Below are 16,681 nucleotides of genomic sequence, written 5' to 3'. Positions count from 1 at the left end.
ATCATTAACGTAGCAAAAATCCCACTTCTTTTCAATTAAAATGCTCATATATTCCGTAAAAAAAGCTCCCTTCTACAAGGAAGCTTCCTGCTGACATAATAAACATGTGAAATGGATATGGACCCTGTAGGACTCGAACCTACGACCGGACGGTTATGAGCCGTCTGCTCTAACCAGCTGAGCTAAGGGTCCACAATTATGTATGTAACAATATATCAAATATAGGAATTCCTATCGGATATATCCTTTAAGAAAGGTAAGATAAATTTACCATATAGAAAAGAAAAGTGTCAATTGTATTTTTCTCTTTTAAAAGAAGAAAAATAATAAAAAGAAATTTAGTTATCTCCACTATATGTAAATATAATATATCTTGAGATTCCCTAGATTCCTACGTTACAATGATTTTATACATACATAAAGGAAGTGAATCTATGTCCATATTTACCCAATTAGCAAAAAGCGTATATTCGCCTAAAGATATGGCGCTATTCCGTTTTCAAAAAATCGGAAAAACCATTTTGTATATTATGCTACTTTGTCTAATCACTACTATCCCAAGAACGTTCTTTTACGGTAGCTTTATCCAAGATAGTGTTACTATGGTAAATCAAGCAATTGAAAAAGATTTACCTGATTTTAAAATCGAAAATGGTGAACTAAAAGCAGATATTGAACAACCTATTCAAAAGGAAGAAGGAGATGCTCTTTTCGTATTTGATCCCAATACAACAGATATAGAAACATATCAAAACAAAACTGGTTTATTTATTTTAAAAGATAAAGTAGTTTCTATAGGAAATGGTCAAACACAAACATACTCCTATAATGATTTATTAGGGACATCTCTTGAGAAGAAAGATTTACAAGATTTCATTTCTGTATTCGATAGTATTTATCCAATTTTACTAGCCGTTATCGGCGTATTAGTATACCTATTCCAATTGTTTATTACTTTCTTAGGAATTACTTTACTTGCGTTTATAGGTTCTGCTATGAGCGGTCAACGTAAATTATCTTATAAGCAAGTATGGACGTTAACTGCATACAGCTACACAATTCCAACAATCTTCTTTATGATTATGGATCTATTCAAAATTGTTGTACCTGGTTCAACATTCATTTATATCGCAGTTGTTTTAATTGTTCTTTACTTAACGATTAAAGAAGTTCCAAAACCGAAAGAAAAATAAAAACGAAAAAATGCCTAAATAGGCATTTTTTTTTTGGACAAGCATATATTCCTAGCAAAGGAGTGAAGAATATGAAAAGATTAGGTATATTCTTATTCGTGCTTGTTCTTGGTTATATATTTTATTACGATATAAAAATCGGCACTTTACCGATGTTAAGTTCATATAAAAAAACAACCGCTGCCCAAACGATAAAGCAAGAAAATACAGATACAAAACAAAAGAAAGAGAACAAAGCAGAAAAAGAAACAGATGTAACTTATAAAACAATCGAAGTCAAAACAGGTGAGACAGTTCTTTCTATTACCGAACAAATCAATAAGAAAAAAATCCCTTCCATTGAAAAGGTAATTGATGACTTTAAACAACTAAACAAAAGTACATCTGCTACAAAAATACAAATTGGAAAGTCTTATAAATTCCCGTTATATCAATGAGCAATCACTTAATCCTTGTCAATTACATAAAGGCGCTGATACAATAGTAAAAGTGAAACCGAGCACTTCGGTTTCTATAGCCCTGTATCACGTATACTTTCATTGATATGAGGGACTAAATAAGAAACTTCTTTTATAAGGAGAGCGATCTATTCGTGAATGAAATGACTCATCGTACAAAAACACGTCCAGTTAAAGTCGGTAATTTAACAATTGGCGGTAATAATGAATTAATTATACAAAGTATGACAACAACAAAAACACATGATGTTGAAGCAACAGTTGCTGAAATTAAACGTTTAGAAGAAGCTGGCTGTCAAGTCGTCCGTGTTGCTGTTCCAGACGAACGCGCAGCAAATGCTATTGCTGATATTAAAAAACAAATCAACATTCCACTTGTTGCTGATATTCATTTTGATTATCGTCTTGCTTTAAAAGCAATTGAAGGTGGCATTGATAAAGTACGTATCAATCCAGGTAACATTGGTCGTCGCCATAAAGTAGAAGCTGTTGTAAATGCAGCAAAAGAACGCGGTATTCCAATCCGTATCGGTGTAAACGCAGGTTCATTAGAACGTCACATTTTAGAAAAGTACGGATACCCAACTGCAGATGGTATGGTCGAGAGCGCCCTACATCACATTAAAATTTTAGAGGATTTAGATTTCCACGATATTATCGTATCTATGAAAGCCTCTGATGTTAACTTAGCAATTGAAGCATATGAAAAAGCTGCTCGTGCTTTTGATTACCCATTACATTTAGGTATTACAGAATCCGGAACATTATTTGCCGGAACTGTAAAAAGTGCCGCTGGTCTTGGCGCAATCTTAAATAAAGGTATCGGAAATACACTACGCATTTCATTAAGTGCTGACCCAGTTGAAGAAGTAAAAGTTGCGCGTGAACTATTAAAGTCATTCGGTCTTGCATCTAATGCAGCAACACTTATTTCTTGTCCAACTTGTGGTCGTATTGAAATTGATTTAATTAGCATCGCTAACGAGGTGGAAGAATACATCTCTACACTAAAAGTACCAATTAAAGTTGCAGTACTTGGTTGCGCTGTAAACGGTCCTGGTGAAGCTCGTGAAGCTGATATCGGTATTGCCGGTGCACGTGGAGAAGGATTATTATTCCGTAAAGGGCAAGTTGTTCGTAAAGTACCAGAAGAAATAATGGTAGAAGAACTGAAAAAAGAAATTGATGTAATTGCTGCTGAAATGGCTGCTGAACGAGAAAAAGAAAAAGAAACACAAGAACAATAAAAAGAAGGTTGCCACAATATTTGTGGGCAACCTTCTTTTTTACGTAAAAAAGCTCGTCAGTTATGTAACCGACGAGTTCTTATTTTGCACATTTTGGACAACGGCCATATATTTCAAACTTATGACCGGTTACTTCATAACCGTTAAAATCTTTATTCATAAAATCCATCGGGCAGGAAGTAATCTCTTTCGTTCCCCCGCAATCTAAACAAATAAAATGATGATGATGTTCCATAATAGAACATGTAAAACGAAAATGTTTTTCACCATTTAATTCCGTTTGTTCTAAAACACCGATTTCAGCAAACACCGTTAAGTTACGATAAATCGTATCAAAGCTAAGACCTGGATAATCATCCTTCATATGCTCTAAAACGTCTTTCGCCGTTAAATAACGATTGTGAGCTGCAAATAACCTGAGCATTTCTTCCCTTTTCCCCGTATGTTTGTATCCTTTATCTTTCATTAGGCGTAAAGCTTCTGTTAGATTCATATCTATCCCTACTTTATGCAGTTTTTTTCTTTTTCCATAAAATCGCACCAATTAAAATAAGAACTGCTATCATAACAATTGTACCACCTGGTGCTAGATCAAGTTGATATGAAGCAAACATTCCACCAATTACTGCAATTTCACCAAATAAAATGGAAAAGAAAATTGTTTGTTTAAATCCATTCGCAATACGAATACTTGCTGCAACTGGTAACGTCATTAATGATGATACGAGAAGAACCCCTACTACGCGCATTGATACTGCAATAACAAGAGCAACCAATATAATGAAAATAAAGTGAATCCACTTTGCACTCAAACCGGTTGATACAGCATATTCTTCATCAAACGATAGTAAAAATAACTCTTTGTATAATAAAGTGATCGTTACAATAACAACAATTGCTACAATGCCGATGATTATTAAATCCGTACTTGTTACAGCACTTACACTCCCAAATAAATAACTAAATAAATCAGTGTTAAATCCATTTGCAAGTGATATAAAAATAACCCCAATCCCCATTCCTGCTGAAAGAATAATCGGAATTGCTAATTCTTGATAATGTTTATATACAGTACGTAATTTTTCAATTAGTAACGCCCCACCAATAGAAAAAATCATTCCCATATATAACGGATTTAAAAATCCTCCTGTGAAAATTGTTTTTTCTAGTAGTAAACTTGCAGCAATACCCGATAATGTCACGTGACTTAAAGCATCCGCAATAAGCGACATTCGGCGAATGACAACAAATACACCGATAAGCGGCGCAACAAGTCCTATTAAAATCCCTGCATATAAAGAGTTCCGTAAAAAGTCATATTGTAAAAAATCTTGTATCATTATATCCTCCCGTGATGCTCATGCTCGTGTTCTAAACGATGAACATGATGTCCATATAAGACGGACATTTCTGCATCTTCTAACTCTCGGAACTTCTCTACATTTCCATGGAAATGTAGATGTTGGTTTAAGCATGCAACATGTGTTACCTTCTCTGTAACAGCTCCCATATCATGAGTAACGAGAATTAATGTGATTCCTAACCTTTTGTTTAAATCCTCTAATATCTCATAAAAACTTTCTACATTCTTCACATCGATTCCAACAGTGGGCTCGTCCAAAATAAGTAATTCAGGATCACTAACGAGCGCACGAGCAATAAATACACGCTGTTGTTGTCCACCAGAAAGTTCTCCGATATTGCGCCCTTGAAACGCACTCATCCCTACATCAGCAATCGCTTTTTCTACCTTTTCCTTATCGTTTTTCGTGAAAAAGCGAAACAGCCCTTTTTTCGAAACGAGTCCCATTGATACAACTTCAAAAACAGTGGCCGGAAAACCAGAATTAAAGCTATTTGCCTTTTGCGACACATAACCAACTTTGTTCCATTCTTTAAACTTCTTACTGTCAACACCAAACAAACGAATACTTCCCTGTTTTGGCTTTAAAACGCCTAATAAACATTTTAGCAAAGTAGATTTCCCAGAACCATTTGGCCCAACTAAACCTAAAAAAGCTCCCTTCGGAACTTGCAAATTAATATCTTCTAACACATTTCGATCTTCATATCGAAATGACAATCCTTCTATTTCTAATATATTATTCATAGCATCTCACCTATTTTAATTCAGAATGATTCCGATTTATATCTATTTGAATTATAGTACAGCTTATTATAGTTGTAAACCAATCTGCCTAAAATATATCAATTTTTTCAAGAAACCTTACTATTATAACAAAAAGCAGAGAAAAATTCTCTGCTTCCGAAAAATATTCCTATAAAATGAAACCTTAATCAGATGAGGCCATCCCCTAACGATTGGCGAGGGTTTTTACTGGATAAATTTACTAGTGGATAGCCGATTTAAACTTGCCACCATTTGTCTCTTGTGTATTCATAATCGTAACAAACGCATTCGCATCAATTTCATACACAATTGATTTTAACTTCGTCACTTCCAGACGCGTTACAACTGCATAAATAACTTCTTTTTCTTTATCCGTGTAACCGCCTTTCGCTACAAGCTTTGTAGTTCCACGACCAAGACGATGCAAAATCGCATTTGATACTTCCTCATATTGATCTGATACAATTAAAACTGCTTTCGTTTCATCTAAACCTTGAATGACTGTATCAATTGTTTTGAATGCGATATAGTACGTCATAACAGAATACATAGCTTGTTCAACACCAAATACAAATGCTGCCCATGCAAAAATGAATAAGTTCACAAACATTACAAATTCGCCAACAGAGAAAGGTAATTTCTTCGTTAATAAAATACCCATAATTTCTGTTCCGTCCATTGATCCACCATGGCGAATAACGAGCCCTACACCAATACCTAAAATAAGACCACCAAACACTGTTGCTAAAATCGGCTCTGTTGTAAATGGCGGAACAGCATGTAACGTTGATTCAATAAACGCTAAAGCTACAATACCGAACGCCGAAGATAACATGAACGTTTTCCCGATTTGCTTATAACCTGAATACATAAATGGGATATTGAGAATAACGACTAAAGTAGAGAAACTTAACCACCAAATATTAGGAGTAAGATAATCTAATATAAGAGAAATACCAATAATTCCACCATCAATAATTTTATTTGGCATTAAAAATAGTTCAATCGCTACCGCTGCGCATGCTGCCCCAAAAATAATCATAACTAAACGATAAATAAGATGGATAACACTTTCTTTTCGATGTTGCTTTTGTTCCATAGGTCCTCCTTATACTCTTTTTCTATAGTTTTGTCCTTATATTATAACATACGCTTCTTTTTCTCATGGAAAAAGAAACTCTATACGAATATGTACAAGCTACGTACTCATATATTTCGATAGAAGAACGTGTGAAGGAGGATAACTCGATGAACCTCATTAAACAACTTGTAAATAAAAAATTAAATCATATTTCTACAAAAGAGTTATTGAAATATAGTAAAGAATATGAAGTTTCTATTACGACTGCACAAGCGGATCAAATTGTTTTACTTATGAAAGGAAAGAATATTAACATTTACGATAATGACGAACGGCTAGAGCTCTTAAAACAAATAGCAAAAGTAACCTCCCCTGCTACTGCCCAACAAGTAAATACTTTATTTCAGCAACTACTAAAATAAGGAGGGGAAAATCCCCTCCTTATTGCTTATTGCGCTTTAATTTTCTCAAGAATTCCTTCATCAAAAGTACCATTTTTCAGCATTTCGATTTCTAATTTATATGGTGGCTTCTTATCTTTTTTATCTTCACCTACATATGGCGTTTCAAGAATTTTTGGTACGTGCATTAACTGCGGATGATGCACAATATGATGTAACGCTTTATAACCGATATGACCGAAGCCGATATTTTCATGACGGTCCTTTCCTGCGCCGCATACATTTTTACTATCATTAATATGAAGTACTTGCAAACGATCCATACCAACAATCTTATCAAATTCATTTAATACGCCGTCAAAATCATTTACAATATCATATCCTGCATCGTGCGTATGACACGTATCAAAGCATACTGATAATTTTTCATTATATTTTACACCATCAATAATCTTTGCAATTTCTTCAAAGCTACGACCGCATTCTGTTCCTTTTCCTGCCATCGTTTCTAACGCAATGTTAACCGTCTGCTCTGGCATTAATACTTCATTAAGCCCTTTAATAATTTGTTGAATACCAGCATCCGCTCCTGCACCAACGTGCGCACCTGGGTGAAGAACGATTTGTTTCGCTACACCTAATGCCGATGTTCTTTCAATTTCCATGCGAAGGAAGTCTACACCTAATTGGAATGTTTCTGGCTTCGTCGTATTCCCAAGATTAATAATATATGGCGCATGTACGATAATTTCCTCAATACCGTTTAGTTCCATATGTTTTCTTCCTGCTTCTATGTTCAATTCTTCAATTGGTTTTCTTCGTGTATTTTGCGGTGCACCTGTATAAATCATAAACGTCGTTGCACTGTATGAAACAGCCTCTTCACTTGCTGCTAATAACATTTTCTTACCACTCATAGAAACATGAGATCCAATCTTTAACATACAATCACCTCTTCAATATACAATAGATATAATGATAGCATAATTTGTAGAAATATGTAGCGAATTGTTTGTTCCTAAAACACTACGCAAATAGTAACTAGCTACACCGAAACTTTAATCAGTGTTTTTTCATTCCCCACCGATTATTATCCCGCAAATATCCGGATAAAAAAAGATAAGGGGGCTCCCCTTATCTTTTTTTATTGCTATATTTTTTCTTCACTTTATCACGTTCTGTTGCAAGTTTACGTTTATAGTTTGGTTTTACTTTTTTCGGCTTTTTAATAACTTTCGTTGCCATAACATCAAGTTCATCATTTGGTTTTTTACGGCTCTTACGACGACGACGTTCACCTAAATCCGCCCACTCATCTCCGCGTAACTCTACATGCTTGAACTCAATATGACGTTGTTTTTCTAAACTATCTAACGCTTCTTCGTTTGCTGGATCATAAATCGTCACTGCAATACCTGAATGCCCCGCACGTGCTGTTCTTCCAACGCGGTGAACGAAGAAATCTAAATCTGATGGAAGTTCGTAGTTAATAACATGACTAATTCCTTCAATATCAATACCACGTGCTGCTAAATCAGTTGCAACAATATATTGGAATTCAAGATCACGAATTTGTTTCATCATTTTTTTACGATCACGCGGTGATAAATCTCCGTGAATTCGTCCAACTTTTAAGCCACGTTCCATTAATCCGTCAGCAACCTGATCCGCCATCTTCTTCGTATTCGTGAAAACAACTGCTAAATACGGTTTAAATTGTAGCAACATTTTGTTCACTAAATCGATTTTGTTACGATGTTTAGAAGGTACTAAATAATGCTCAATATTCCCAGCCGCAACTTGTTTTGGATTGATATGAATATGCTCTGGATTCTCCATATATTTCTTCAGAAACGGTTTTAGTTTTTGAGGAATTGTTGCAGAGAAAACTAGCATTTGCAGGTTTCTAGGCATGCGTGATGCAATTTTGTCTACATCATGAATGAATCCCATATCAAGCATTAAGTCTGCTTCATCGACAATAATAGTATTTGCTTTATGAACAAATAATGCTTGTGCTTCCACTAAATCTTTAATACGTCCTGGTGTTCCAACTACAATATGAGGTTGTTTTTTCAACTTTTCAATTGATCGTTGTTTATCAGTTCCACCAATTAAACAACGTGCTGTAATCATTTGATCTTCCGCACAAAACTTTGTTAATTTCACGATTTCTTCGTAAATTTGTTGTGCTAACTCACGAGTAGGCGCTGTAATAACAAGTTGTACTTCTTCACGACTTGCATTAATTCTGTTCAATGTAGGAAGTAAGTATGCATGTGTTTTCCCAGAACCTGTTTGGGATTGTCCAATTACACTTACACCTTTTTTCACGACCGGGAAAATTTTCTTTTGAATTCCTGTCGGCTCTGTAAAGCGTAGTTCACGAACTGCATCTATTAAAAATGGTTTAAAATCATACTGTGTAAAAGTTTGTTGTGTCATAAGTTACACCTTCTTTCTAAATTTCTACTGCGCGCACAAATCAGCCAAGTCTACATTATATCGAAATCTACAAGTAAAATCCATCTTTAGTTTAGGTTTTTACTTCAAAAACTAACCTTCTTCCCTCTTATTGCATATTGTATGTGTATATACCTAACTGAAGAAAGGAGGATTTCTCACATGTTTCCAAAATCCCACACAAGGCAAATGTATCCGAATCAAGGACAGCAACCTTATACACCATATCCAATTCCACAACTACCACCGATGGCACAAAAAAAGAAAGGGTTCCTTGCTAAACTCTTTAAAAAACACGATCCAACCGAGCCTTTCATGCAAATGGTTCCACCTTATCGACAAATGGATGGACCGCCGCCAATGATGCACCAGCAACCGCCGCCCCAATATCAACAACAATACCAATACCAATACCAACAACAATACCCGCAGCAATACTCACAACAATATCAACCATACATGCAGCAACATCCAGAGCAAATGATTCCCCCTCAAATGTATGAATCAAATGAAACGCGCGGCGGTGCAGCAACTACAGCAGCATCAAGTAGCGGCATCGGCAGTTTTTTTGCAAATTTAATTTCGAATCCAACTAATATGATAAACAATATTGAAAAAGTATCCCAAGTCGTTCAATCTGTAAGCCCTGTCGTCGAACAGTACGGTCCTATTATGCGTAACCTACCAAGCATTGTTAAAATCCTCACCTCTGGAAAAAGTACGGAAGAAAATCCAACTGAAGACATAACAGAAAAGGTTGAGGTAGCAACTCCGCCTCCTCCACAAAAAAAAAGAAAAAGAAAAAAAATAGTGATTGAGCCTGTCATAGAAAAAGAATTACGAGAGGAGCCTGTTCAAAAAATAGCAACAAAACCAAAACTATATGTGTAACAATTCTTTGTTTTCTATCCATTCCTCCTTTATAATGTAAAAGACTATGCACAAAAGTATCCCTTGTTTAGAAGGAGAGGATTACTCATATGAAAATTGTTAAAATTTCCCCTCGTGGTTATTGCTACGGTGTTGTGGACGCGATGGTTATTGCACGTAACGCCGCATTAGATACATCATTACCAAGACCTATTTATATTTTAGGTATGATTGTTCACAACAAACATGTAACAGATGCATTCGAAGAAGATGGCATCATTACATTAGACGGTCCAAGTCGATTAGAAATTTTAGATAAAATCGATTCTGGTACTGTTATTTTCACTGCACACGGTGTTTCTCCAGAAGTTAAACAACGTGCAAAAGAAAAAGGTTTAACGACAATCGATGCCACTTGTCCAGATGTTACAAAAACACATGACCTTATTGAAGCAAAGAAAGCTGAAGGTTACCATGTCATTTATATCGGCAAAAAAAATCATCCAGAACCAGAAGGCGCAGTTGGTATTGCACCTGACATCGTTCACCTTATCGAAAGAGCTGATGATTTAAAAACATTAGAAATTCCAACAGATAAAATTTTAGTTACAAATCAAACAACGATGAGCCAATGGGATGTTCAACATTTAATGGAGGACATTCAGAAGAAATTCCCAACAGCAGAATTCCATAAGGAAATTTGTTTAGCAACTCAAGTTCGCCAAGAAGCTGTCGCTAAACAAGCTGATGTTGCAGACTTAACAATTGTTGTCGGTGATCCGAAAAGTAACAACTCAAACCGTTTAGCACAAGTATCACAAGAAATCGCTGGTACGAAAGCATACCGCGTTGCAGACGTAAGTGAGATTAAATTAGAGTGGCTACAAGGTGTAGAAAACGTAGCTGTTACAGCAGGTGCTTCTACTCCAACTCCAATTACAAAAGAAGTTATCGCTTTCTTAGATCAATATGATCCAATGAATCCCGCTACATGGGAGAGAGTTCGAAAAGTACCATTACAAAAAATATTACCTCGTGTAAAAGTGAAAAAAGAACAATAATAAAAACCGTTGCCTGTAAGCAACGGTTTTTATTTTTCTTATACAAATGTAAATGGATCTGTATGTAATTGCGAAGCATGAATGTGTACATTGAGTTTCTTTTCATCCAATTTTTCTTGTAATTGCTTTTGTACACCTTGCTTCATTACTTTTTCAACGTTATGTCCTGGGTCAACTATATTTAAACCGAGCATCATCGCATCATGAGCAACATGATAATACATGTCACCTGTTACATATACATCCGCTCCTTTAAATTTAGCTTGATTGATGTATTTGTTACCATCGCCACCAAGTACAGCTACTTTGCGCACTTTATCATTTAAATCCCCAACAACTCGTGCACCCTTTACATCTAATGATTTCTTTACATGTTCCGCAAACTGTCCAAGTGTCATTTCTTCTTGTAAATATCCTATTTTTCCAAGCCCTAATGTTTCACCTTTGTTATCAAGTGGATACACATCATATGCTACTTCTTCATATGGATGTGCCGTTACCATTGCTTTAATCACTTTTCGCTGTAGTGAAGCTGGAATTATCGTTTCGATTCGTACTTCTTCTATGCGTTCTAACTGCCCAGTTTCCCCGACATAAGGATTTGTTCCCTCTTGAGGTACAAACGTACCTGTACCCTCGCTATTAAACGTACAGTGGCTATAATTGCCGATATGACCAGCACCTGCGTCTCCTAATGCTTTTCGTACTTCTTCTGCATGAGTTACTGGCACAAACACAACAACTTTTTTCATTTCTTCTGCATATGTCGGTGCCAAAACTTCTGTATTTTGCAATCCTAACGCCTCAGCAAGTAAATCATTTACCCCACCCTTAGCAACATCCACATTTGTATGTGCTGCATAAATGGCAATATCATTTTTAATACACGTTTCAATAATTCTTCCGTACGCTTTATCTGTATGAATCGCTTTTAACGGATTAAAAATTAAAGGGTGATGCGCAATAATGACATTCGCCCCTAATTGAATTGCTTCATCCACAACTTCCTCCGTTACATCTAACGCAATCAATACGTGTTGTACGGGTTTATTAAGCGCTCCAATTTGCAGGCCAATCTTATCTCCTTCCATCGCCAAATGCTTCGGATACATACTTTCAAATAAAGAAATAATTTCATGGCCATTTGGAATTTTACTCATGATAAAACCTCCCGTATCATTTTCATTTTCGCTTCTACTTCCGCACGCTTCGCTTTTGTTTCTTCAGAATCAGCCGCACGTTCTAACTGCTTTAAAATATTTTGGAAGTTTTTCAATTCCCCTTCCCATTTTTCAACGAAAGCTTCACCTTTTTCTTTTATTAAAAATGGTCCCATAAATAATTCCGCTTGTTTATTTTCAGAATAAGGCACCGCAATGTCTCCTCGCTCGCCTACTAAAATCTCGTAAATTTTCCCATCTTCTTTTACGATTTTTTCATGGATAAGCTCCCATCCATTCTCAATAAACCATTCACGAATGTGATGCGCTGCAATATTCGGCTGTAAAATTAAACGAGTTACCCCTTCTAATTTTTCTTTACCACTTTCTAAAATGTCACGAATTAACGCTCCGCCCATTCCAGCAACCGTAATTACATCTACTTCTCCTGGCGCGATAACAGCTAATCCATTCCCTTTACGCACATCTACTTTATCTTGTAAGCCACTTTCAGCTACAGTTGCTTGTGCAGAGCGAAATGGTCCATCTACAACCTCTCCAGCAACTGCTTTTGTAGCAATATTATTTATAATTGTATAACACGGTAAATACGCATGATCCGATCCAATATCAGCTACTGTAGATCCTACTGGTATTTCACGCACTACTTCTTCTAATCGTTTTGAAAGCTTTACTTCATTCATGTATTTCCATTACTCCTTCTCTTGTCAGTCTGTCTCCATGATAATGAATTTATAGTAGTTGTTGCAAGCCTATAAAAACAATTCACTTCTCTATCACTCATCGTATTTTAGAAAATATAGAAAAACAAGCCCTTTGCATAAGCAAAAGGCTTGTCATACGGAACTTTATTTTTTCTTCGATAACCAATCAGCTACTTTAGCGGCTTGATCAGCTGGAACTATATTTGGTGGCATATTTCCTTTTCCTTTCGAAAGAATTTCTTTAATTTCATCTTTTGAAAGTTTTCCACCAATTTTTTGTAAATTAGGTCCTACTGCCCCTTGTAACTGATCACCGTGGCAGCTCGTACAGCTTTGCTTCACAATATCCTCTGGTTTTGATGCTGTTTGTGCTGGCTTCCCGCCATTTTTTGCATCAGCTAACTCTTTAGATTTATTTAGCCCCTGAAATGAAAATACAAACATAACGATAATACCTAATGCTGCAATAAGAGCGAACGGAATCAGCGGATTACGTTTCATATCTCTTCTCCCCCCTCTATACCCCTAAATAGTTAGATGATTCAGTCATTTCCATTGTACTTGAAAACGCTCTATCAGAAAAGAGTAAACTACTAATCGTTAAAAATATTCCATAAATTCAGTTTATTGTTTTTTATTGTTATATCGCTTATTATTTCGATAATTATTAACGTTTCTCATCATATTTTTCACTTTTCTACATATATTTTTGTATAGAATACACAAAATTAATCGAAAAATCGAAAAATGAGCATTTGCAAATCAAAAGACAATTCTGTAAAATAAATTACAAGAAATTGTAATCGTTGCTGATAGCTAAAGTTTAACAAAAGTTAACAAAATAAAAAAGTTTACTTCACAAAGGTGAAGTAAACTTAAAGGTAGCCTATTCTAAGAAATCCTTAAGACGCTTACTACGGCTTGGATGTCTTAATTTACGAAGTGCTTTTGCTTCAATTTGACGGATACGTTCTCTCGTTACGCCGAATACTTTCCCAACTTCTTCAAGCGTACGAGTTCGTCCATCATCTAAACCAAAACGAAGACGTAGAACATTTTCTTCACGATCTGTTAGTGTATCTAACACATCTTCTAATTGTTCTTTTAGCAATTCATACGCTGCATGGTCCGCAGGCGATGTTGCTTCTTGGTCTTCAATAAAATCACCTAAATGGGAGTCATCTTCTTCACCGATCGGTGTTTCAAGAGAAACTGGCTCCTGTGCAATTTTTAAGATTTCGCGTACTTTTTCTGGAGCAAGATCCATTTCTTCACCAATCTCTTCAGGAGATGGTTCGCGTCCTAAATCTTGTAGTAATTGACGTTGTACACGAATTAACTTATTAATCGTTTCAACCATATGAACTGGGATACGAATTGTTCGTGCTTGGTCTGCAATCGCACGTGTAATCGCTTGGCGAATCCACCAAGTTGCATACGTACTAAATTTGAAACCTTTACGATAATCGAACTTTTCAACCGCTTTAATTAGACCCATATTCCCTTCTTGGATTAAGTCTAAGAAAAGCATACCACGGCCCACGTAGCGCTTTGCAATACTTACTACAAGACGTAAGTTTGCTTCTGCAAGACGACGTTTCGCTTCTTCATCGCCTTCTTCAATACGCGTTGCAAGTCGAATTTCTTCTTCTGCAGATAGTAAATCTACACGACCAATTTCTTTTAAATACATACGAACGGGATCATTGATTTTAACCCCAGGTGGTACACTTAAATCATTAAGGTCAAATTCTTCTTCCGCTTTTGTAATTTGGCGATTATTAGGACCTTCGTCGTTATCATTGTCACCAACTAAGTCAATCCCTTGTTCACCTAAATATTCATAGTATTCATCCATTTGATCGGATTCAATTTCAAATCCATTCATGCGTTCTGCAATCTCTTCATATGTAAGAACGCCACGTTTTTTTCCGAGCTCAGTGAGTTGTTCTTTCACTTGCTCAAGGGTCATTTCAGTTTCAATTTGTTTAGAACGAGCTGGTTTGTCAGCCATCTGTTCCCCTCCTTACGCGAGATACAAACATTCATTATACTAAAAATTTATCAAAAAAGCTATTTTCTCGCTTTTTGATTTTGTAAATATGCTACATAATATTTAGCAGCCTCTACAGGATCTGTTTTTTCCATTTGTTTTACCTTAAAGATGATTTCCATCTTTTCAAGTTTTTCTTGATGACGGCTGAGCGTCTCCAAATGGCCTTGTAACACTTCTTCTGTGTATTCTGGATTAATAAATTCATCCGTCGAAATATCAGTGATAATATTTTTCAACTTCTCATCAGAGAGCCAACTTAAAAATGTTCCGACTGAAGGTTCATTTCCCTTTTCATAATATGCGTATAGTTCATATAAAATCCCTTTATGTTCTTCTGTATGAAAATCTTCTATGTGGGATTCCATACGAACAGCCACTTCTGGACTTTGCAACATATGATAAATAATTTCTCTTTCTGCCCTTTCAAAACCTGTTAACTTCGGTTTTGTTTGAACAATTTGAGACGGCTTAGAAACCTGCTTTACTTGTTTTTGCTGTACCTTTTGTTCTTTGCGATATTGGTGCAATTGATTCAAAAGAGTTTCCATTGAATACGAAAATTCTTGCGATAATGACTTCAAATATGATTCTGCCTGCATCGCATCCTGTAGCAACGATAACTCTTTTAAAACACTTTTCACATATTCTTCTTTGCCAGACTCATCTTGCAAATTTTTCCCTAAACGCAAATAATTTATTTTAAAACCAACAAAACTTATACTTGATTTCACAAGATTTTCAAAAGCAGTTGTCCCATATTGTTGCACATATTCATCAGGATCAAGCTTATCTGGCAAGGATGTAACTTTCACTTGGCAACCAACTTTTAGCAATAATTGCCCTGCTTTCATCGTTGCTTCTCGCCCTGCTTTATCACCATCATAGCAAAGAACAACAGTTTCAACGTTACGTCGCAGAAGTTTTGCTTGTTCTTCAGTTAAAGCTGTTCCCATTGTCGCGACAGCTTCTTCCACACCACTTTTTACCGCAGCCATTACGTCGGCATACCCTTCAAAAAGGACCACTTGCCCACGCTTTCTAATAAACGGCCTCGCTTGGTGGAAGTTATACAACAATTTACTTTTATGAAAAATCGGTGTTTCAGGGCTATTTAAATATTTTGGAGTGTCATCTCCTAATGCCCTTCCACTAAACGCTATCACTTTACCTTGTAACGTATAGATTGGAAACATAACTCTTCCACGGAAGCGATCATAATGACTACCATCCTTCTCGCTTCTTATGAGAAGACCAGCTTGTTCCATACTAGACAGCGATAAACCTCTTTTTTGTAAAATTTTCGTTGCTGCATCCCAAGCAGGTGACGCATAACCAATTTCAAACTTCTCAATCATCTCTTTCGTAATACCACGTTTTAACAAATACGAAAGTGCTTCATTTCCTTCTTCTGTATTTACTAATAAATGATGATAGTACTTTTTCAAAAGTTCATGAGCCTGTTGCATGATGACAGTGTCATCAGATATGTCTTCTTGTTGTCCTTGCCCTGATGTATACTCTGCAACCGCCATTCCATTTCTTTCACCTAGCTTTTGAACAGCCTCGGTAAAAGCCAATCCTTCCATTTTCATTAGAAAGGAAAATACATTTCCACCTTCTCCACATCCGAAGCAATGAAAAATTTGCTTATCAGATGAAACAGAGAATGAAGGAGAATTCTCACCATGAAATGGACAAAGGCCAAAATAGTTACGCCCCTGTTTTCTAAGTTGAACGTATTCACCAATCACTTCTACAATATCCGATGACGTCCGAATCTGTTCAACAACTTCTTCGGGAATTCTGTTCCCCATAAATCCATCTCCGTGTCGTAT

17 protein-coding genes and 1 tRNA gene are annotated in these 16,681 nt (G+C 36.0%); 6 read left to right on the top strand and 12 right to left on the bottom strand.

Annotated elements, in window-relative coordinates; translation table 11 throughout:
* Positions 1-118 precede the first annotated feature (118 nt).
* Positions 119-192: transfer RNA gene (locus tag DT250_RS10325), tRNA-Ile, on the bottom strand.
* 242 nt (positions 193-434) lie between these two features.
* On the opposite strand from DT250_RS10325, the gene DT250_RS10320 reads away from it, so the two are divergent.
* The 3 genes from DT250_RS10320 (at position 435) to ispG (ending at position 2,898) form a co-directional block, all read left to right on the top strand.
* Positions 435-1,193, top strand: coding sequence for a DUF1189 domain-containing protein (locus DT250_RS10320; protein WP_149213024.1), 759 nt, complete (start codon positions 435-437; stop codon positions 1,191-1,193).
* 71 nt (positions 1,194-1,264) lie between these two features.
* Positions 1,265-1,630, top strand: a complete 366-nt coding sequence (yqfZ, locus tag DT250_RS10315; RefSeq protein ID WP_048541536.1) for a protein YqfZ — start codon at positions 1,265-1,267, stop codon at positions 1,628-1,630.
* 164 nt (positions 1,631-1,794) lie between these two features.
* Entirely contained in the window at positions 1,795-2,898 is a 1,104-nt protein-coding gene (gene ispG / locus DT250_RS10310) for a flavodoxin-dependent (E)-4-hydroxy-3-methylbut-2-enyl-diphosphate synthase (protein ID WP_075308387.1), read from the top strand.
* Positions 2,899-2,977: 79 nt separating this feature from the next.
* Here the strand turns inward: ispG and DT250_RS10305 are convergent, their stop codons facing one another.
* The 4 genes from DT250_RS10305 to DT250_RS10290 all read right to left on the bottom strand — a co-directional run bounded on the left by DT250_RS10305 (position 2,978) and on the right by DT250_RS10290 (position 6,128).
* On the bottom strand, positions 2,978-3,391 hold the full coding sequence (locus DT250_RS10305; protein WP_001054512.1) for a Fur family transcriptional regulator: 414 nt from the start codon (positions 3,389-3,391) through the stop codon (positions 2,978-2,980).
* Positions 3,392-3,404: 13 nt separating this feature from the next.
* Positions 3,405-4,238 carry a metal ABC transporter permease gene (locus tag DT250_RS10300; protein WP_000613823.1) on the bottom strand — a complete coding sequence of 278 codons (834 nt, stop codon included), beginning with the start codon at positions 4,236-4,238 and terminating at the stop codon, positions 3,405-3,407.
* On the bottom strand, positions 4,238-5,008 hold the full coding sequence (locus DT250_RS10295) for a metal ABC transporter ATP-binding protein (RefSeq protein WP_001059648.1): 771 nt from the start codon (positions 5,006-5,008) through the stop codon (positions 4,238-4,240). The genes DT250_RS10300 and DT250_RS10295 overlap by 1 nt, the downstream gene beginning before the upstream one ends.
* 241 nt (positions 5,009-5,249) lie before the next feature.
* Positions 5,250-6,128: a YitT family protein gene (locus tag DT250_RS10290; protein WP_000435955.1), complete on the bottom strand. Its 879-nt coding sequence runs from the start codon at positions 6,126-6,128 to the stop codon at positions 5,250-5,252.
* Positions 6,129-6,277: 149 nt separating this feature from the next.
* On the opposite strand from DT250_RS10290, the gene DT250_RS10285 reads away from it, so the two are divergent.
* A complete protein-coding gene (locus DT250_RS10285) occupies positions 6,278-6,532 on the top strand; it encodes a DUF2624 domain-containing protein (protein WP_001048965.1) in 255 nt (84 codons plus the stop codon).
* A 26-nt stretch (positions 6,533-6,558) separates the two neighbouring features.
* Here DT250_RS10285 and DT250_RS10280 read toward each other — a convergent pair whose 3' ends face one another.
* Together DT250_RS10280 and DT250_RS10275 are read right to left on the bottom strand one after the other, a co-directional pair.
* Positions 6,559-7,455: a deoxyribonuclease IV gene (locus DT250_RS10280; protein WP_149213023.1), complete on the bottom strand. Its 897-nt coding sequence runs from the start codon at positions 7,453-7,455 to the stop codon at positions 6,559-6,561.
* Between the two features lie 190 nt (positions 7,456-7,645).
* A complete protein-coding gene (locus DT250_RS10275; RefSeq protein ID WP_000194012.1) occupies positions 7,646-8,956 on the bottom strand; it encodes a DEAD/DEAH box helicase in 1,311 nt (436 codons plus the stop codon).
* 180 nt (positions 8,957-9,136) lie between these two features.
* On the opposite strand from DT250_RS10275, the gene vrrA reads away from it, so the two are divergent.
* Positions 9,137-9,865, top strand: coding sequence for a VrrA/YqfQ family protein (vrrA, locus tag DT250_RS10270; RefSeq protein WP_149213022.1), 729 nt, complete (start codon positions 9,137-9,139; stop codon positions 9,863-9,865).
* Between the two features lie 89 nt (positions 9,866-9,954).
* A complete protein-coding gene (locus DT250_RS10265; protein ID WP_087985254.1) occupies positions 9,955-10,905 on the top strand; it encodes a 4-hydroxy-3-methylbut-2-enyl diphosphate reductase in 951 nt (316 codons plus the stop codon).
* A 38-nt stretch (positions 10,906-10,943) separates the two neighbouring features.
* On the opposite strand, the gene DT250_RS10260 is transcribed toward DT250_RS10265, so the two are convergent.
* The 5 genes from DT250_RS10260 to dnaG all read right to left on the bottom strand — a co-directional run bounded on the left by DT250_RS10260 (position 10,944) and on the right by dnaG (position 16,660).
* Positions 10,944-12,065: a Nif3-like dinuclear metal center hexameric protein gene (locus tag DT250_RS10260; protein WP_149213021.1), complete on the bottom strand. Its 1,122-nt coding sequence runs from the start codon at positions 12,063-12,065 to the stop codon at positions 10,944-10,946.
* Entirely contained in the window at positions 12,062-12,769 is a 708-nt protein-coding gene (locus tag DT250_RS10255; RefSeq protein ID WP_098199630.1) for a tRNA (adenine(22)-N(1))-methyltransferase, read from the bottom strand. Before DT250_RS10255 ends, DT250_RS10260 begins: the two co-directional genes overlap by 4 nt.
* Positions 12,770-12,934: 165 nt before the next feature.
* Positions 12,935-13,291, bottom strand: coding sequence for a cytochrome c550 (gene cccA, locus DT250_RS10250; protein WP_000828145.1), 357 nt, complete (start codon positions 13,289-13,291; stop codon positions 12,935-12,937).
* Between the two features lie 385 nt (positions 13,292-13,676).
* The gene (gene rpoD, locus DT250_RS10245) at positions 13,677-14,804 is read right to left on the bottom strand and encodes an RNA polymerase sigma factor RpoD (RefSeq protein ID WP_000764061.1); all 1,128 of its coding nucleotides are present in this window, start codon (positions 14,802-14,804) and stop codon (positions 13,677-13,679) included.
* A gap of 59 nt (positions 14,805-14,863) precedes the next feature.
* Positions 14,864-16,660, bottom strand: coding sequence for a DNA primase (gene dnaG / locus DT250_RS10240; RefSeq protein ID WP_000528234.1), 1,797 nt, complete (start codon positions 16,658-16,660; stop codon positions 14,864-14,866).
* Positions 16,661-16,681 lie beyond the last annotated feature (21 nt).

The organism is Bacillus sp. AR2-1, from assembly GCF_008368755.1.
GTDB lineage: Bacteria > Bacillota > Bacilli > Bacillales > Bacillaceae_G > Bacillus_A > Bacillus_A wiedmannii.
Note: the sequence above shows the minus strand (reverse complement) of the source record. Positions and strands in the feature narration are given on the sequence as shown.